Genomic DNA, 17,582 nt, shown 5'->3' with positions numbered 1-17,582 from the left:
GCTCGTCCTCAGAAGTCGGTGGGCAGACCCTCGTACCCACGGGCCTGCTCGCCCGCGCGGCCGCCGGGAACGTAGTCGGCCCGGACCGTGCGGGCGGCGTCCAGCTTCGCCGGCCGGTAGTAGTCGCTGCCCCGCCGCCAGTACCACAGCATCGGCACGAGACCGGCGGCCAGGCCGCCGATGCCGATGGCGATCGCGGCGGGCTCCAGCTCGCCCAGCGACTCGACGAAGACCCAGAACATGAACAGCGCGCCCAGCAGCGGCCACACCCCGCCGAGGACGAAGTGGGCCACCGACTTCAGCAGCATCCTGCGGTAGGCGACCACCACCGCCAGGCCCGTCAGGCCGTAGTAGACGGAGATCTGCAGGCCGATCGCCGAGATGGCGTTCGCCAGGATGTCGCCCACCGTGCCCAGCGCGTTGGACGCGATGAACAGGGCCAGCGCCACCCCGCCGACCACGGTCACGGCCACCCAGGGCGTGTTCCAGGTGCGGTGCACACGGCCCAGCGCGGACGGCATCGTGCGGTCGCGGCCCATGGCGAACAGCGAGCGGGTGACCTGGATCAGCGTGGTCTCCAGGGTGGCGATGGTGGACAGCATCACCGAGACCACCAGCAGCTTGCCGCCCCAGCCCGGCCACAGCTCCTCGCCGAGCACCGCCAGCACGTTGGCCTCGTTCGCGTGGATCTGCCGCGAGGACAGCACGACGTTCACCGCGATGGTGAACACCTCGAACAGCAGGAAGACGACGCCCACGCCGATCAGCCCCGCGAGCCCGGTCGTGCGGCGGCTGTCGCGGGTCTCCTCGCTGAGGTTGCTGGTCACGTCCCAGCCCCAGTAGTAGAACGCGGCGATGAGGGCGCCGGAGGCGAACCCGGACACCCCGTCGAAATGGCCGAAGCCCAGCCACGACCAGTCGAAGGGCCGGGCGTCGCCGGTGTGGAGGACGGCGAGGACCGCGAACAGCGCGAGGAGGGCGAGCTCCACACCCGACATGACGAGCTGCGCCCGCACGGTCAGCCGGGCTCCGCCCAGCACCACCAGCAGCATCAGCACGAACCAGCCCGCGCCGACCACCGTCGACAGGGCCGTGTCCTCGGCCAGCGAGGCGTCGAACAGGGCCAGCGTCATCGACCCGGCGGGCAGCGAACCGGCCACCATGAAGATGGTCGCCGACACGACGAGGGCCCAGCCGCTGAGGAAGCCGAGGAACGGGTGGAGCGTGCGGCCCACCCAGGAGTAGCTGGCGCCCGCGTTGACGTCGATCCGGCTGAGGTAGCTGAACGCCAGCGCGATGCCCAGCATCGGTATCAGGCAGTACAGCAGGGCCGCCGGACTGGCCAGGCCCACCGCCCCGACCAGGACCGCGGTGGTCGCCGCCAGCGAGTACGCCGGGGCACTGCCCGCCACGGCCATCACCACGGTGTCGAAGGTCCCGAGGGCGCCTGCCTGCAGCCCTCGGCCCCTGCTGTTGCTCATCATGCGCTGCTTTCCGTCGTGCACGACGCGGGGGCGGCCTGGCCCGGACGCGTGGGGAGCCGGCACGGATCCGTCCGAGCAAGGCCTCGGAAGGGGCCGGGGAACGGGGGTGGTGTGGGCATCGCCCACCGCCGCGGCGGTCGGATGATCACACCGTGTGGAGGTGATGATAGCGGCGCGGAAGAGGCCTTCAAGATCGGCCGGAGCGCTCGTGAGCGGGGACGGGAGCGACGCCGGCCGTTTCGCCCGGTTGGTCACCGCCGACGTACCGGTTGGTTAGGACCGCCGTACCGGGAAACGCGGATCACGACACCTCTGAGACGAGCCGATGCCAGGGAGGCACTCGTGAGCACCAACCCGATGGCCGACGACGCGTACCAGCCGACCGGGGACAACGAGGAGCAGGAGGACGCCGCGCCGCTGGACCTGTCGGACGCGCTGGAGGAACCGACGTACGACGAGATCCTCGACGAGGGCTACTCTCCGCCCGAGAAGCCCTTCGGCGTCACCAAGCACGGCGTCACGGCCGCCGAGCAGCACGAGGGGGAGACCCTCGACCAGCGGCTCGCCCAGGAAGTGCCCGAGGTGGACGAGGAGGTCGGTGACGGGGTGGGCGACCTGCCCGGCGGCGAGGGCGAGCCGGTGGACCCGGAGGCGGGCAGCCGCCGCGCCGGCCGTCTGGTGGCCCCCGACCAGGGCGCGCACACCGACACCACCAAGGAGGAAGTGGCCCACGACGTGGGCATCGACGCGGGCGCCGCCGGAGCGGAGGAAGCCGCCGTGCACGTCGTCGAGGAGGACACCGAGCTGCCCGACGAACCCCTGCCCTTGGACCCCGAGCGCCCGTGAGCCCGCCCGTGCGGCCGTAGGAGGCGTCCGGCGGTACTGCGCGTGCCGCCGGCCCGGGGCACCGGAGCGGCGCTCCGGTGCCCCGCGCTGCGGCGGTGCCGCTGCCGGGACCCCGGGCGGGTCAGGGCAGCAGCTTCTCGATCGCGACCGGCCCCTCCGCGGCCAGCTTGCGCTGGGCCCACTCGAGGTTCTTCGGGGTGATGTCCCTGCCCGCGGCCAGCACGATGTCCTCGGCCGAGACATCGGTGCCGGTGCGGGCGTGGAGCACATGGTCCGGGGTGACGTGCTCCCCGGACGAACGGGATGAGTCGGGCTGTGACGGCGACATGTCTCCTCCTCGAGTCCGGGTCTCCTCCGAGCCGGCCGCCGCACCGGCGCCCGTGCCGCGCGAGACGGGACCTGCTCCCACGATTCCGTGCCTCGCGGCGCCCCGCATCCGGAGGCCACCTGCGCCGGCTGCCGCGGTCGCGGCCGGAACGGGCCGGTGCCGCCGGGGTGGACCCCGGCCGGTTGCCCGTCGCAGGAGTACCTGTCCTGAGGAGTACCTGCCCGTCCCACCGGGAAACCTCCGCCGCCGCGCGCCCGGGAGCTCCGGACAGCACGAGCGCCCGGCACCCGGGTGCGCACCCCCCAGGCTCGGCTGTGCCCGTGCGAGGTCACCCGCGGGCCGTGGGCGCCGAGACCGGCTCCGCCACGAGAACCCTCCGGCGCCCTGCAGGCGTACGCACCGGACGCCTCCCGCCGACCGGACCGCCGTTCTGTTCGCGGTCCTAAGCTGGAAGCAGTCCGTGCGTCCGCGGACAGGGAGGCTGCTGCGATGGCCGACACCTTCAGCAGGCAGGACGCGCCCGCTCCGCGCTACCTGCCCATCTCCGAGCACGGACTGATCGGCGACCTGCGCACCGTCGCGCTCGTCGGCAGCAACGGCACGATCGACTGGTACTGCTGCCCCCGCTTCGACGCCCCGAGCGTCTTCGCGTCCGTCCTGGACGCGGAGCGGGGCGGCTGTTTCGAGCTCGCCGCCGCGGAGGCCGCCCGGACCAAGCAGTTCTACTTCCCCGACACCAACGTGCTGATCACCAGGTTCTTCGCCGATGACGGCGTCGGCGAGGTGCAGGACTTCATGCCGGTGACCGCGGACGCCGCCGAGGCCGACCGGCACCGGCTCATCCGCCGCGTGGTGTGCGTCCGCGGCACGCTGCCCTTCCGGACCCGGGTGGCTCCGCGCTTCCACTACGGCAGGGATCCCCACACCGTCCGTGCGACCGGCGGGCTGACCCTGTTCGAGTCCGCCGGGCTGTCGCTCGCGCTGACCGCCACCGTGCCCCTGACCGTGGACGGCCCCGATGTCCGGGCGGACTTCAAGCTCGTCGAGGGGGAGTCGGCCGTCTTCGCCCTGGACCAGGTCGGCGGCGTCGTGAGCCCGCGCCGGTGTGCCCACGTCGAGGCCGAGGAGGCGTTCACGGCGACGGTCGCCTACTGGCGGCGCTGGCTGGCCGCCTCCCGCTACCGCGGCCGCTGGCGGGAGATGGTCCACCGCTCCGCCCTGACGCTGAAACTGCTGACCTACGCGCCGACCGGCGCCATCGTCGCCGCGCCCACCACGAGCCTGCCCGAACGGCTCGGCGGCGAGCGCAACTGGGACTACCGCTACGTCTGGGTGCGCGACGCCGCCTTCGCCGTCTACGCGCTGCTGCGGCTCGGCTTCAGCGGTGAGGCGGAGGCCTTCATGCACTTCCTCACCCGGCACATCAGCCCCGGCGACGGCTCGGCGGGGGGCCCGCTGCAGGTCCTCTACGGCATCGACGGCCGCACCGACGTGTCCGAAGGGACCCTCGGCCATCTCGAGGGGTATGACGGCTCGGGCCCGGTCCGCGTCGGCAACGCGGCCGCCGGCCAGCTCCAGCTCGACATCTACGGCGCCCTCGTCGACTCGGTCTACCTCTACGACAAGTGGGCCGAGCCCATCTCCAGCGGCCAGTGGGACGACGTGTGCGCGCTGGTGGACTGGGTCTGCGGCCACTGGGACCAGCCCGACGAGGGCGTGTGGGAGACCCGCGGCGGCCGCCACCCCTTCCTCTACTCCCGCCTGATGTGCTGGGTGGCCATCGAACGCGCCATCCGGCTGGCCAACCGCCGGGGCCTGCCCGCCGACCTGGTGCGCTGGCGGCAGTGCCGGGACGCCGTCTACCGCCGCATCATGGACCACGGCTGGTCCGCGAAGCGGCAGGCCTTCGTCCAGTACGAGGGCGGCGACGTGCTGGACGCCGCCGTGCTGATGATGCCGCTGGCGAAGTTCATCGCGCCCACCGACCCCAAGTGGCTGTCCACCCTGGACGCGCTGGCGGCGGAACTGGTCTCCGACTCCCTCGTCTACCGCTACGATCCCGAGGCCAGCCCGGACGGCCTGAGCGGCGACGAGGGGACGTTCTCCATCTGCTCCTTCTGGTACGTCGAGGCGCTCACCCGCGCCGGCCGCCTGGACGAGGCCCGACTGGCGTTCGAGAAGATGCTGACCTACGCCAACCACCTCGGCCTGTACGCCGAGGAGATCGGCCGCACCGGGGAGCAGCAGGGCAACTTCCCCCAGGCCTTCACCCACCTGTCGCTGATCAGCGCCGCCTACAACCTCGACCGCGCCCTCGGCTGACCCGGGCGGGTGCCGGGCCGTTCACGCAGGTGGTGCGGTGTGTGGGCGACGGCCGGCACGGGTACCCGGAGGCGCACCCAGGACGAAGGTCGAAGACCCACAGAGGAGGAGGTCCGTATGACGAGCAGCAGCGAGACCGGCCACGTCACCGGCACGCCTGACAAGGACTACAACCTCATCTGGTACGTCGAGGCGTGCCTGAACAACGCACTGCGGCTCGAGCAGTACATCCAGGACGCCGAACGCGACGAGGACAACGAACTCGTGGAGCTGTTCCGCAAGGCGCAGTCGGACAGCCGCAAGGGTGCCGACATGGGCAAGCAGCTGCTGCGTTCGCGGCTGAACGGCGGCTGACGGCGCGCGCACCCAGGCCGGCCCGGGCCCCGAGGGGCAGCACACCCGGGCCGGCCTTCCACGGGCGCCCGCGCCGCGGCGGACGGCGCGGGGATCAGCCGATGTGGTAGGAGTCCCCGTACACCTTCCAGTCCAGCGGCGGGTCGAGGTCGAGGTTGCCCTTCCGCAGGAAGACCCGCTGGGCCGTGTCGACCCTGCTGGTGTCGCTGTGCGCCTCCTCCTGCTTCATCGCCCACACCCGCGCGTCGAGGAACGCGTTCAGGTAGGTCACCTCGTCGCCGCCCTGGGCCGGCGGCTTCGCGGTGCGCAGGGCGCGCCGGCGGATGCTGCCGAAGCTCGTCGGGTCGCCGCCGTCGCCGTGCATGACGATGGCGTCGTAGTACGCGAACTGGCCGAGCGCCCGCAGCCCGTCCGTCTTCCCCTGCCGCACGGCGGGGTTGAAGTACACGCGGTCGCGCTCGTCGTTCTGCGCCTGCTGGAAGACCGCGTCGCGGGCGGCCGTCCGCCAGTCCCGCGGATAGTCGGGGTCCAGTCCGTCGTGGGAGTCGGTGCCGTCGACCCGGCGCAGGGCCGGCAGGTACCGGGCGAGCACGTTGCCGGGCTTGCGGCCGGTGTAGAGCTCGACCAGGTCGAGCATGTCGCCGGTGCCGGAGCAGAAGCCGATGATGCCGGCGGTGTAGCCGCGGCCGTCACCGATGTCCTCGATGTACCCGTACTGGGCCTTCCAGTCGAGCGAGGAGTTCTCCGCGCTCGACACCAGCTTCATGGCGGTCTCCTTCTTGGCCGGGTCGTCCAGGCCGGCGGCCGTGGGTGCCCCCGCGGCGTGCGGGGCGGACAGCAGGGGGACGGACGCCACGCAGGCGCCGATCAGCGCGAGGACCGAGCGGCGGGAGGCCGGGGTGGCGGACCGGGCGGACGCGGGAGGTGCGGAGTCGCGGTGCGGAGCATGCACGGGGTCTCCTCAGAGAGGTGGGGGGTGGCAGGTGGCCCGGGGCGTGCCCGGACCGGATCTGGCAGGAAGGTTTCCTATCAGGGAGCCGCACCGCGGGGGACCGTTACGACGGGAGTTCGTAGAGACGTACGAAAGTCGAACGGGTGGGGGAGAGGCTGGACGGGAACGTCGGACGTGCCGCCGGCGGCCGCCGGCTCGCCGGAGGGAGCGCGGTCAGGGCAGCGGCTGCTCGGCCCAGATCACCTTGCCCGTGGGGGTGTAGCGGGTCCCCCAGCGCTCGGCGAGCTGCGCCACCAGGAACAGCCCGCGCCCGCCCTCGTCCGTGCCGGCCGCGTAACGCAGGTGCGGTGAGGTGCTGCTGCCGTCGAACACCTCGCAGATCAGCGTGCGGTCCCGCAGCATCCGCACCCCGATGGGCTCGCTGCCGTAGCGGATCGCGTTCGTCACCAGCTCGCTGAGGATGAGCTCCGTGGTGAACGCCAGCTCGTCCAGGCCCCACTCCGCCAGCCGCCGGGTCACCGACGTGCGCACCTCGCCGACCGCCGCCGGGTCCGCCGGTACCTGCCACTCCGCGACCCGGTCCGCGCCGAGGGCCCGGGTGCGCGCGACGATCAGGGCGATGTCGTCGCCCGGCCGCTCCATCAGCCGGGTGTCGACCACCGCGCGGCACGTCTCCTCCGGAGACTCGCCGGCCGCCGCCAGGGCCGCCCGCAGGTCCTCCAGCCCGGCGTCGATGTCGCGCCGCCGGTCCTCGATGAGCCCGTCGGTGTACAGCACCAGCCGGCTGCCCTCCTCCAGGACGAGGTCGGCCGCCTCGAACGGCAGCCCCCCGACGCCGAGCGGGGGACCGGCGGGCACGTCCGGGAAGGTCACGCTGCCGTCGGGGCGGACCACGGCGGGCGGCGGATGGCCGGCGCGGGCGACGGAGCAGTGCCGGGACACCGGGTCGTACACGGCGTACACGCAGGTCGCGCCCGCCACCGGAGCGCTCCCGCCGTCCGGTGTCTCGTGCTGGTCGATCCGGCCGACGAGTTCGTCGAGCAGCCCGAGCAGCTCCTCGGGGGGAAGGTCCAGGGCCGCGAAGTTGTGGACCGCCGTCCGCAGGCGCCCCATGGTGGCCGCCGCGTGCAGCCCGTGGCCGACCACGTCCCCCACGACCAGCGCCACCCGCGTACCGGACAGCGGCAGCACGTCGAACCAGTCACCGCCCACGCCCGCCTGCGCGGGCAGGTAGCGGTAGGCGATGTCCAGGGCGCTCTGCTCCGGCAGGCTGCGCGGCAGCAGGCTGCGCTGGAGGGCCACGGCCATGCTGTGCTCGCGGGTGTAGCGGCGCGCGTTGTCGATCGACACCGCGGCCCGGGCGACCAGCTCCTCCGCCAGGGCCACCTCCTCGGCGTCGAACGGCTCGGCCTTCTGCGCGCGCCAGAAGTTCACCAGGCCCAGCACCCGGGCGCCGGCCCGCACCGGCACGGTGATCAGCGAGTGGATGCCGTAGTCCACGATCCTCCGGGCGCGGGCGGGGTCCTGGGCGTGCCAGCCGGGGGCCTCGTCCAGACGCGGTTCGAGGACCGGCCGGCCGGTGTGCAGGGCGCGCCCCTGCGGGGAGGAGGCCACGAAGTGGAGCTGCGCGCCGACCGGGTACAGCGGGGCGTCGTCGCGGATCCCGGCGGCCGCTGACCGGCGCAGGTCCGCCCCGCCCTCGGGATCCTCACCCCTCAGCACGGCGTCGTACAGGTCGACGGTGACGAAGTCGGCGAACCGGGGCACGGCCGTCTCGGCCAGTTCCTCGGCGGTCCGGGTCACGTCCAGGGTCGTGCCGACGCCGGTCCCCGCGTCGTAGAGCAGGGTGAGGCGTTCCCGCGCCACCTCCGCCCGGCCGGACAGCGCACGCAGCTCGGTGGAGTCGCGCAGGGTGGCGACGCTGCCGGAGGGCCGGCCGTCGATGTCCGTGGGCCGCTGGTTGATCGCGAGCAGCCGGTCGCCGACCAGGTGCACCTCGTCGGTGGCCGTCCGCCCGGAGGCCAGCAGCTCCGCGGTCCCGGGATCGAGACCCAGGTCGAGCACCTTCCGCCGTTCGGCGTCCTCGGGCAGGTCGAGCAGGCGGTGCGCCTCGTCGTTGGCGAGCAGCAGATCGCCCTGGTCGCCGACGATGACCACGCCCTCGCGGACGGAGTGCAGGACGGCGTCGTGGTGCTCGTACATCCTGGTCATCTCGCCCGGCCCGAGCCCGTGGGTCTGGCGCAGCAGACGCCTGCTCACCAGCGCCGTCCCCGCCGTCGCCAGGGCCAGGGCGACGCCCGCGGCGGACAGCACGAGCGGCAGCTGCCGGTCCGTGATCCCGCCGATGTTCCTGGTGGTGATGCCGGCCGACACCAGGCCCACGACGGTCCCGTCCGGGGCCTTCACCGGCACCACGGCCTGCACCAGCGGCCCGAGCGTCCCTTCGATCTCCTCGACCACCGTGTGGCCGGCCAGCGCCGGCTCCAGCGAGCCGACGAACTTCCTCCCGATGCGGTCGGGCTTGGGGTGGGTGTAGCGGATGCCGTCGGTGTTCAGCACGACCACGAAGTCGACGTGGCTCGCCCTGCGTGCGGCCTCGGCCCGTGGCTGGAGCACGGCGGTGGGGTTCGGGGAGCTCAGGGCCTCCCGGGTGCCGGGCGCGTTGGCGAAGGCCTCGGCGACGGCGAGGGAGCGGTTGCGGGCCTCCACCGTGCTGTCGTGCTGCACCTGCAGCACCAGCGCCACCACGGCCGCCAGGACCAGCAGGAGCACGATGACGACCTGGAGCACGAACACCTGGCCGGCGACGCTGCGCCCGCCGAGCGATGCCCGCAGCCCCTCGGCGCGCCCTCGGGCGGAGCGCATCCGCGCCGCCTGCTCACGGGCTCGGCGAGCGGGGCCGGGCACGTCCGCGACGTGCCCGGCCCCGCTCGGAGGACGGGCCGACCGGGTGGCGGTTCGACGCGGGAGCCGGACCATGAGGCATGTCTACACTGCCGGGGCCCACGAGGCGAGAGCCGTCACGGCGGCGCCCGCGCCGCACGGGGCCCGCGCCGTACGGGGCCCGGACGTGCCGCGGCGCTGCGGGCCCGGGGCGACCGGGGCGGCCGTGGACGGGGCCGGGGGAGCGGGACTTCCGGCGGGGCGGTGCGGGATGGACCCTCCGTCCGGGCGGGCCCCTCGCCGGGGCGGCGGCGGGACGGGCACTCCGCCGTGGCCGTGCGGGACGATCATCCCCTGCGGGTGTACCAGGAGGTCCGCGGCCGGCCCGGCAGCGTGCACATCATCGGGCCGACCGCGACCGCGACCGCGACCGCGGCCGTGCGCCGGATCGCCCTCGCCGGTGCTCGGGCTGAGGCAGACCCGGGGTGCCGTCCCGGTGGGCGCCCGACCCGGCAAGGCGGATTCGCGTGGGCGGGGACGGTGTTCCGGGCAGCCGTTCCCGCCGCGGCGCCTGCGTCGGGGCACATCGGCGGGCGGCCGAGGGGTCCCCGGCGCCGGCCGGTCTTCGGCGGCCCGCCGGCCGCCGGCGCCACCGGGGCGGGTGAGGACACGGGCCACACGCGTGGTTCCCGAGGCCGGCGGCAGGTGGTAGACACTGCGGGTCACTGTTCCTGTCCGCCAGCAGGAAGGTTGCCCCATGTCCGAAACCAGGTCCGACGCCACGCCCGGAGACAGCGGGACCGCGACGCGACGCCGGGTACTCGCCCGCTCCGGCGCCGTGGGGGTGGGCATCGCGTTCACCGGAGCGCTCTCGGAGCTCTTCGCGGGTACGGCGAGCGCGTTCGGCCGCTCCGGCCACGGCCCCCTCGTTCCCGATCCGGACGGCCTGCTCGACCTACCGAAAGGTTTCCGCTACCGGGTGCTCTCCCGCGAGGGCGACCCCCTCCGCTCCGGGGAGGGACCGGTCCCCGGCAACCACGACGGCATGGCCGCCTTCGCGGGCAGGGGCGGCCCTACGCACCTCGTGCGCAACCACGAGAACCGCGCCACCGCGGCCATCCCCGTCCCCGCCGTGGAGGGCCTCACCTACGACCCCGCCGGCAAGGGTGGCTGTACGGCCCTGACCCTGGACGGCCGCGGGAACGTCCTGTCCGAGCGGGTCGCCATCGCCGGTACGGCCGTCAACTGCGCCGGCGGGCGTACTCCCTGGGGCACCTGGCTGACCTGCGAGGAGACCGAGGACAAGGCCGGCACCAGTGGCTACACCAAGGACCACGGCTTCATCTTCGAGGTCGACCCGGCCGATCCCCGCCGCACCGGAGCCGTACCGCTGACCGCCATGGGCCGCTTCCAGCACGAGGCGGTCGCGATCGACCCCGGTCGCGGCGTCGTCTACGAGACCGAGGACGCCTTCCAGCAGCCCTTCGGCCTCTTCTACCGCTTTCTGCCCGAGAAACCGCGGGGCGGCACCGGCTCGCTGCGGGCGGGCGGCCTGCTCCAGGCCATGCGCGTCCCCGGCGTGCCGGACCTCTCCGCCATCCAGGAGACGGGCGCCTCCTTCGACGGCATCGAGTGGGTGGACGTACCGGACCCGCTCGCCGTCCGGACGCCGGTCCGCCTGCAGGACTTCGGGCCCAGGGGCATCACCCACGCCCAGAAGCTGGAGGGCTGCTACTGGGGCGGGTCGTGCGTGTACTTCGTGTCCTCCTTCGCCCGCAGCGCGGAGGGCTCGGCCGCGGACCACTTCGGGCAGATCTGGCGCTACGACCCCGCGAGGCGCCGCCTCACGCTGGTCGTCGTCTTCGGCCCGGGCACGGACGTGCAGCTGCCCGGCGAGTCGCCGGACAACATCTGCATGGCGCCCAGCGGCGGTCTCATGGTCTGCGAGGACGGCAACGGCGCGCAGCACGTCTTCGGCGTGACCCGCCGCGGCGAGGTGTACGCCATGGCGCGCAACCGCCAGAACATCGGCACGCCCGAGGCCCCCGAGTGGGGCGAGTTCGCCGGCGTCACCTTCGCCCCGGACGGCAGGACGATGTACGTCAACTGCTACACGCCCGGCACGACCTTCGCGGTCACCGGACCGTTCCACCGGTAGCCGGTAGCCGGTAGCCGGTAGCCGGTAGCCGGTAGCCGGTAGCCGGTGGCCGGTGGCCCCTCGCGCGGTGCGGGGCGCTCGCGTTCGCGGCGCCCCGCACCCGTCGGCGCTTCGGTCCGGTCGGCGCTTCGGTCCCGCCGGGTCCCGCACCCGGCCGGGCGCTCCGGTCGCGCGCGTCGAGCACCCGTGCGTCCGGGAAGAGCCGAGCGGCCGGCATCGGGCTTTTCATCCGCACGGCGTCGGCTCGGGAAGGAGCACGCGCACCGCGCCCGCGGTGTTGACGCGTGCAGCTCACCGGCCCCACGCTGAGCACCGGCCGCCGCCGGCCGGCGGCGGACGCTCCACGCAGGGACCGACGGTCGGGAGGCCGGGATGTTCAGACGCGCGGCACGGATGTTCCTCTCTTTTGTCATGCTCATGGCGGGAGTGGCGGTGGGGGTCGGTGCCACCTCCGGCACTGCGCACGCCGACGAGTGCTACACCTGGAGCCGCACCCTCTCGGAGGGCGCCTCGGGCAGCGACGTGACCCAGCTCCAGATCCGGGTCGCGGGCTGGGTCACCTCGGGCGAGCGGCTCTCCTACGACGGCCAGTACGGCGCGCGGACCACCGCCGCCGTCAAGAAGTTCCAGGCCGCGTACGGTCTGACCGCGGACGGCGTCGCGGGGCAGCAGACCTTCAACAAGATCTACTCCCTCCAGGACGCGGACTGCACCCCGGTCCACTTCGGCTACGCCGAGCTGAACAGGTGCAACTCCGACTGGTCCGGCGGCGCCGTCGCGGCGGCCACCGCGAAGGCGAACGCGCTGAAGACCATGTGGAAACTGGAGGCGATGCGGCACGCGCTCGGCGACGTGCCGCTCACGATCTCCAGCGGCTTCCGCTCCTACGCCTGCAACAACGCGGCCGGCGGATCGTCCACCAGTCGCCACCCCTACGGCGACGCCGCCGACCTGACGGGCTCGCCGAGCCTCTGCCGGCTGGCCCAGCAGGCCAGGACACACGGTTTCTCGGAGATCCTCGGTCCGGGCTACCCCGGCCACGACGACCACACCCACGTGGCCCTCGACCCGTCGCCGTACTGGTCGGCGCCCACCTGCGGGATCTGACCGGCCGGCCGGGGCCTACCGGACGCGGCGGCGCGGGAGGGTCCGCCTGCTCAGGGGCGGACACCGCGCGCCACCGCGACGGCCCGCTCGGCGTAACCGCGGCCGAACAGCACCGCGTGCACCAGCAGCGGGAAGAGCTGGTGCAGCCCGACGCGGTCCGCCCAGCCGTCGGCGAGCGGCGCCACGTCCTGGTATCCCTCCAGCACCCGGTCCAGCGACGGGCAGCCGAAGAGGCGGAGCATCGCCAGGTCCGTCTCCCGGTGCCCGCCGTGAGCGGCCGGGTCGATCAGCCGGACGTGCCCGTCGGCGCCCCACAGCACGTTGCCGCTCCACAGGTCGCCGTGCAGCCGGGCGGGCGGTTCGGCCGGGCCCGCCAGCTCGGGCAGCCGTTCCAGCACCCGCTCGATCACCTGGGCCTCCGCCCGGCGCAGGGTGCCGTCGTCGACCGCGCGGCCCAGGTACGGCAGCACGCGGTGCTCGGCGTACCAGCCGGCCCAGTCGTCACCGGGGACGTTGCGCATCGGGGCGAGCCCGATGAACGCGTCCTCGGGGCCGCCGGGCGGGGGCGCCCCGAAGGCGGGCGCTCCGGCGGCATGCAGGGCGGCGAGGCCGCGGCCGAAACGGAACGCCGCCTCGGCGCCGGGCCGGCCCGTGGCGACCCGCTCGGTCACCAGCCAGCGCCCGTCGTGGCCGAGCACCGCGGGGACGCGGACCGTGCCCGCGCCGGCGAGCCAGCGCAGGCCGGCCGCCTCGGCCCGTACGGCGCCGGGCCCGTCGCCCCGCTTGACCATCACCGTCTGCCCGCCGTCGAGGGTCACCTCGGTCAGTGCCGCGGACAGGGCGCGGGCGGCGGTCACCGGGCGCCCGGTCAGCCGCGCCGCCGCGGCCCGCGGGTCCTCACCGCCGCCGGTGCGGGCCAGCGCCGTCACGACGGCAGGCGCTCGCGCACCCAGGCGAGCAGACCGGGCACCGCGGCCTCGATCATGCCCAGGACCTCGTCGAACCCCTCCGGGCCGCCGTAGTACGGATCGGGTACGTCCAGGTCGCCGGTGGCCGCCGGGTCGAAGAAGCGCAGCAGCCGCACCCGGGACGGGTCGTCGACGAGGCGGCGCAGCGCCTTCTCGTGGCCGCGGTCCAGGGCCAGGAACAGGTCGGCGTCCAGGTGTTCGGCGCCGACCTGCGCGGCGACGTGCTCGACCGGGTAGCCGTTGCGGGCCAGCACCTGTCCGGCCCGCTCGTCGATCGGCTCACCGACGTGCCAGGGCCCGATTCCGGCGCTGGTGACCCGCACCGCCCCGTCCAGGCCGGCCCGCCTCAGGTGCTCGGCGAACACGAGCGCGGCGGACGGCGAACGGCAGATGTTCCCGCTGCAGACGAAACAGATGTGCACCGCCCCAGGGTACGAGCACCCGACCGGACGGAACCGCCGCCGGGACGTTCCCCGGGCAGCTCGTCCGACCCGTGCGGGCCCCGTGCACGGCGGCGGTGAAGGCCCCGGTGCGTGCCTCCGTGAAGCGCTTGCCGCGGGGCCGGCTGCCGTGAGCGCGATCCGTGGCCGTGGTCTCCTCCCCGCGTCCGGGACCCGGCGACCGTCGCCGCGGTTTCCGCCGGGCCCGCGGGCGGGTCACCCTCCGGCTTCCGCGGCCGCGCGGTGCCCGGCCCACGCCGCCGCGCGCAGGTCCGCTTCGGCGAGGACGTCCGCGGCGGTGCACGCCAGCGCCTCGGCGGCGGCCAGGGTCACCTCGCGTGCCCGCGCGGACGCCGCGGCCCCGGCGAACTCGGGCGTGTGGTCGGAGCCGTCCCGGCCCATGATCGCGACGAACGGGTGGATGGCGGGCAGGCGGGTGCTGACGTTGCCGATGTCCGAGGACCCCAGGTACACGCCGGGGGTGGGCGGGTCGAGCACGATGCCCGCGCGGGCGAGGTGGCCGGCGAACCGTTCGGACAGCACCCCGCTGTCCCGGAAGTGGTCGTAGCGGACGGTGGCCCGCTCGACGGTCACCGTGGTGCCCGTGGCGAGGGCGACGCCCTCGGCGCAGGTGCGCAGCCGCCCGGCCAGTTCGTCCAGCGCCGTGGTGGTCGCCGCCCGCAGACCGAACCGTCCCTCCGCGAACTCGGGGACGATGTTCGTGGCGGTGCCTCCGTGCGTGACGATGCCCTGGATGTGCGAGGCCTCCGGCAGCCGCCGGCCCAGCGCGGTGAGCACGTTGAACAGTTCGACGAGTGCCGCGAGCGCGTCGATGCCCTCGGTGGGGTTGCCCGTGGGATGGGCGGCGCGGCCGTGGAAGGCGACCCGGTACTGCTCCTGCGCGGTCAGCGGCGCGCGGGTCCAGTCGTGCACACCCGGATGGAACATCAGGGCCGCGTCGATCTCGTCGAACACCCCGGCCTCCACCTCCAGGGCCTTGCCTCCGCCGCCCTCCTCGGCGGGCGTGCCCACCGCCAGCACCGTGCCCTCGCCGATCGCGTCGCGCACGGCGTGGACGGCGAGCGCCGCTCCCAGCCCGGCCGCCGCGATCAGGTTGTGCCCGCAGGCGTGCCCCAGCCCCGGCAGGGCGTCGTACTCCAGCAGCAGGGCGACCGCCGGCCGGCCCTGTCCCGACCGCGCGGTGAACGCCGTCGGCATGCCAGCCACGTCGCGGCGGACCTCGAACCCGGCTCGCGCGAACTCGTCCGTGAGCCGGGCGGCCGCGCGGTGCTCGGCGAAGGCGTACTCGGGGTCGGCGTGCAGCGCCGACGCGACGTCCCACAGCAGGTCCGCCCGCCCGGCGACCTCGTCGCGGATGCGGGCGTGGACGGCGTTCGGGGCCGGGACGGCGTCGGCGGAGTGGGCGCCGCTCGGGGAGTGGGCGCCGGGGGAGTGGCCGGCGCTCGGGGAGCCGGCGGCGTCGGGTGCGGGGACGGCGTCGGATGGGTGGGACACGCGGCCTCCTGCGGCTTCGGTCGGTCCTCGGTCCCGGATCGTGTTCCACCGACGGGGCGCGTGACACCGGGAGCCGCCCGTCCACCGGTTCCGGCCCCGGGGCCACGCCGCGTCGGGCCGGGTCGGCCGGTGCGCCACGTCGAGCCGGCACGCCGCGTCGAGCCGGGTCGGCGGGCCCCGCCGCGTCGGGCCGGGTCGGCCGGTGCGCCACGTCGAACCGGCAGCCGCGTCCGGCCGGGCGGGGGTCTCGCCACGTAGGGCCGGCCCGAAGACACCACCCGCTCACGGACCCCGGCGGCGGGTGCGAGGAGTCACCGCCGGTGGGAGGGCTCCGTCCGCCCGTACGAGCGCCCCGCTGGCCGGTGCTGCCGCTCCGCCGGACGGGGGAGCCGGCCCGGCGGCGGGGTTTGGATCGCGCGGTGGGTGCAACAAGGTCGGTGCGGTCCGCGGGTCGGGGCCCCGCCGCCGCTGACCGGACGACCGCGGATCGCGCGGCCGCCGCCGCGGCCCTGGCCGCGGAGCGCGGGGCCGACGGATGGAGGAAAGATGGATCATTCACGCGCACCCGTGCTGGAGGCCCTGGAGGAGTTCCGGCGCCGGGGGGACGTGGTCTTCGGCCCGCCCGGACACAAGCAGGGCCGCGGAGCGGACCCGCGCGTGGCCGCGGTGCTGGGCATGGACGTCTTCCGTTCCGACGTACTGACCCTCAACGGACTGGACGACCGCCGCCAGTCGCAGGGGGTGCTCAGCCAGGCCCAGGACCTGATGGCCGACGCCGTCGGCGCCGACAAGGCGTTCTTCTCCACCTGCGGGAGTTCCCTGTCGGTCAAGACCGCGATGCTCGCGGTGGCGGGTCCCGGCGAGAAGCTGCTGCTGTCGCGCAACGCCCACAAGTCGGTGATCGCGGCGGTCATCATCAACGGCGTGGAGCCGATCTGGGTGCACCCCAAGTTCGACGGCGAACGCCACATGGCCCACCCGCCCGAGCCCGACGACGTCCGCCGGCGGCTGGCGGAGCACCCGGACGCCAAGGGAATGCTCCTGGTGACGCCCACCGACTGGGGCACGTGCGCGGACGTCCGCGGGGTGGCTCGCGTGTGCCACGAGTACGACATCCCGCTCATCCTGGACGAGGCGTGGGGCGCCCATCTGCCGTTCCACCCCGACCTGCCGTCCTGGGGCATGGACGCCGAGGCCGACCTGGTCGTCACCAGCGTCCACAAGATGGGCGGCGCCATCGAGCAGAGCTCCGTCTTCCACCTGCAGTACGACCGGGTGTCGCCCGACGTGCTCAAGCAGCGCGAGGACCTGCTCGGCACCACCAGCGCGTCCTCACTGGTGTACGCCTCCCTCGACGGGTGGCGGCGCCAGATGGTCGAGCAGGGACACGAACTGCTGGACACGGCCCTGCACCGGGCCCGGCGCGTCCGGGCGGCCGCCGACGCGATGCCGGGCCTGAGGGTGATGGGCCACGAGATCGTGGACGAGGGCCACGCCGCCGGCCTCGACCCGCTGAAGATCGTCGTCGACGTGCGTGGTCTCGGCATCAGCGGTATGCAGGCGGCGGAGTGGCTGCGGGCCAACTGCCACGTGGACGTCGGCGGTTCGGACACCTGCCGGATGAGTGCGTCGATCACCCACGCCGACGACGACGAGACGGAGAAGGTGCTCGTCGAGGCCCTGCGCACCCTGGTCGAGCACGCCGACTCGATCGAGCGGCAGCCCACGGTGGACCTGCCGGCGCCCTCGGCGCTGGAGCTGGAGCAGGCGATCCTGCCGCGCGACGCCTTCTTCGGCCCGGCGGACCAGGTGCCGGCCGAGCGTGCCGTGGGGCGGATCGCGGCGGAGACGATCAGTCCGTACCCGCCGGGCGTGCCGGTCGTGGCGCCCGGCGAGGTGGTCACCCAGGAGATCGTGGACTACCTGCGCAGCGGCATCGCGCACGGTTTCCTCGTCTCCGACTCCGCCGACCCCTCGCTGGAGACCATCCGCGTCGTGGCACGGGACTGACCCGGCACTGCTGCGACGCGGCACGACACGACGCCCGGGCGGGACGTTCGCCCGGGCGTCGTCGTACGTCAATCTCAGTGCAGGCCGTTTCGTCGTACGGCAGCGGCCGTGCGGGCCGTTGCAGGACGTCCCGCCGGAGGGACCCGCCGTAGGGGGTTCCGGCCGTGCGAGCCGAACCGGGGGAGGCCGCGCCATGGGAGCCGCCGCACGGAGAG

At 74.3% G+C, this 17,582-nt stretch carries 13 protein-coding genes; 6 read left to right on the top strand and 7 right to left on the bottom strand.

Annotated elements, in window-relative coordinates; genetic code table 11:
* Nucleotides 1-8: 8 nt before the first annotated feature.
* Nucleotides 9-1,481 carry an APC family permease gene (locus ABZ920_RS02355; protein ID WP_361497879.1) on the bottom strand — a complete coding sequence of 491 codons (1,473 nt, stop codon included), beginning with the start codon at nucleotides 1,479-1,481 and terminating at the stop codon, nucleotides 9-11.
* A 345-nt stretch (nucleotides 1,482-1,826) separates the two neighbouring features.
* Between ABZ920_RS02355 and ABZ920_RS02350 the strand changes: the two genes are divergently transcribed.
* On the top strand, nucleotides 1,827-2,330 hold the full coding sequence (locus ABZ920_RS02350) for a DUF5709 domain-containing protein (RefSeq protein ID WP_361497876.1): 504 nt from the start codon (nucleotides 1,827-1,829) through the stop codon (nucleotides 2,328-2,330).
* Nucleotides 2,331-2,451: 121 nt separating this feature from the next.
* On the opposite strand, the gene ABZ920_RS02345 is transcribed toward ABZ920_RS02350, so the two are convergent.
* On the bottom strand, nucleotides 2,452-2,658 hold the full coding sequence (locus ABZ920_RS02345) for a hypothetical protein (protein ID WP_361497873.1): 207 nt from the start codon (nucleotides 2,656-2,658) through the stop codon (nucleotides 2,452-2,454).
* A 489-nt stretch (nucleotides 2,659-3,147) separates the two neighbouring features.
* On the opposite strand from ABZ920_RS02345, the gene ABZ920_RS02340 reads away from it, so the two are divergent.
* A complete protein-coding gene (locus tag ABZ920_RS02340) occupies nucleotides 3,148-4,980 on the top strand; it encodes a glycoside hydrolase family 15 protein (protein WP_361497870.1) in 1,833 nt (610 codons plus the stop codon).
* 117 nt (nucleotides 4,981-5,097) lie between these two features.
* On the top strand, nucleotides 5,098-5,334 hold the full coding sequence (locus ABZ920_RS02335) for a hypothetical protein (protein WP_361497867.1): 237 nt from the start codon (nucleotides 5,098-5,100) through the stop codon (nucleotides 5,332-5,334).
* 94 nt (nucleotides 5,335-5,428) lie between these two features.
* Here the strand turns inward: ABZ920_RS02335 and ABZ920_RS02330 are convergent, their stop codons facing one another.
* Nucleotides 5,429-6,286, bottom strand: a complete 858-nt coding sequence (locus tag ABZ920_RS02330) for a chitosanase (protein WP_361497864.1) — start codon at nucleotides 6,284-6,286, stop codon at nucleotides 5,429-5,431.
* 213 nt (nucleotides 6,287-6,499) lie between these two features.
* Nucleotides 6,500-9,151 carry a SpoIIE family protein phosphatase gene (locus ABZ920_RS02325; RefSeq protein ID WP_361497861.1) on the bottom strand — a complete coding sequence of 884 codons (2,652 nt, stop codon included), beginning with the start codon at nucleotides 9,149-9,151 and terminating at the stop codon, nucleotides 6,500-6,502.
* 775 nt (nucleotides 9,152-9,926) lie between these two features.
* On the opposite strand from ABZ920_RS02325, the gene ABZ920_RS02320 reads away from it, so the two are divergent.
* On the top strand, nucleotides 9,927-11,327 hold the full coding sequence (locus ABZ920_RS02320; protein WP_361497858.1) for an alkaline phosphatase PhoX: 1,401 nt from the start codon (nucleotides 9,927-9,929) through the stop codon (nucleotides 11,325-11,327).
* A 372-nt stretch (nucleotides 11,328-11,699) separates the two neighbouring features.
* Complete coding sequence (locus ABZ920_RS02315) at nucleotides 11,700-12,434, top strand: D-Ala-D-Ala carboxypeptidase family metallohydrolase (protein ID WP_361497855.1); 735 nt, start codon at nucleotides 11,700-11,702, stop codon at nucleotides 12,432-12,434.
* Between the two features lie 50 nt (nucleotides 12,435-12,484).
* Here ABZ920_RS02315 and ABZ920_RS02310 read toward each other — a convergent pair whose 3' ends face one another.
* The 3 genes from ABZ920_RS02310 to ABZ920_RS02300 all read right to left on the bottom strand — a co-directional run bounded on the left by ABZ920_RS02310 (nucleotide 12,485) and on the right by ABZ920_RS02300 (nucleotide 15,219).
* The gene (locus ABZ920_RS02310) at nucleotides 12,485-13,363 is read right to left on the bottom strand and encodes a fructosamine kinase family protein (protein ID WP_361497852.1); all 879 of its coding nucleotides are present in this window, start codon (nucleotides 13,361-13,363) and stop codon (nucleotides 12,485-12,487) included.
* A complete protein-coding gene (locus ABZ920_RS02305; protein WP_361497849.1) occupies nucleotides 13,360-13,824 on the bottom strand; it encodes a low molecular weight protein-tyrosine-phosphatase in 465 nt (154 codons plus the stop codon). The genes ABZ920_RS02310 and ABZ920_RS02305 overlap by 4 nt, the downstream gene beginning before the upstream one ends.
* Before the next feature lie 234 nt (nucleotides 13,825-14,058).
* Nucleotides 14,059-15,219 (bottom strand): amidohydrolase, encoded by a 1,161-nt coding sequence (locus ABZ920_RS02300; RefSeq protein WP_361498355.1) that lies wholly within the window; start codon nucleotides 15,217-15,219, stop codon nucleotides 14,059-14,061.
* A 684-nt stretch (nucleotides 15,220-15,903) separates the two neighbouring features.
* On the opposite strand from ABZ920_RS02300, the gene ABZ920_RS02295 reads away from it, so the two are divergent.
* Nucleotides 15,904-17,367, top strand: coding sequence for an ornithine decarboxylase (locus ABZ920_RS02295; protein ID WP_361497846.1), 1,464 nt, complete (start codon nucleotides 15,904-15,906; stop codon nucleotides 17,365-17,367).
* Nucleotides 17,368-17,582 lie beyond the last annotated feature (215 nt).

The organism is Streptomyces sp. NPDC046831, assembly GCF_040645305.1.
Classification (GTDB): Bacteria; Actinomycetota; Actinomycetes; order Streptomycetales; family Streptomycetaceae; genus Streptomyces.
This window is presented reverse-complemented; position numbering and strand designations above follow the sequence as displayed.

Coding starts and splice junctions, on each gene's coding strand:
- ABZ920_RS02355 (WP_361497879.1), bottom strand. CDS start 1,481: ATGAGCAACAGCAGGGGCCGAGGGCTGCAGGCAGGCGCCCTCGGGACC.
- ABZ920_RS02345 (WP_361497873.1), bottom strand. CDS start 2,658: ATGTCGCCGTCACAGCCCGACTCATCCCGTTCGTCCGGGGAGCACGTC.
- ABZ920_RS02340 (WP_361497870.1), top strand. CDS start 3,148: ATGGCCGACACCTTCAGCAGGCAGGACGCGCCCGCTCCGCGCTACCTG.
- ABZ920_RS02335 (WP_361497867.1), top strand. CDS start 5,098: ATGACGAGCAGCAGCGAGACCGGCCACGTCACCGGCACGCCTGACAAG.
- ABZ920_RS02325 (WP_361497861.1), bottom strand. CDS start 9,151: ATGCGCTCCGCCCGAGGGCGCGCCGAGGGGCTGCGGGCATCGCTCGGC.
- ABZ920_RS02320 (WP_361497858.1), top strand. CDS start 9,927: ATGTCCGAAACCAGGTCCGACGCCACGCCCGGAGACAGCGGGACCGCG.
- ABZ920_RS02315 (WP_361497855.1), top strand. CDS start 11,700: ATGTTCAGACGCGCGGCACGGATGTTCCTCTCTTTTGTCATGCTCATG.
- ABZ920_RS02295 (WP_361497846.1), top strand. CDS start 15,904: ATGGATCATTCACGCGCACCCGTGCTGGAGGCCCTGGAGGAGTTCCGG.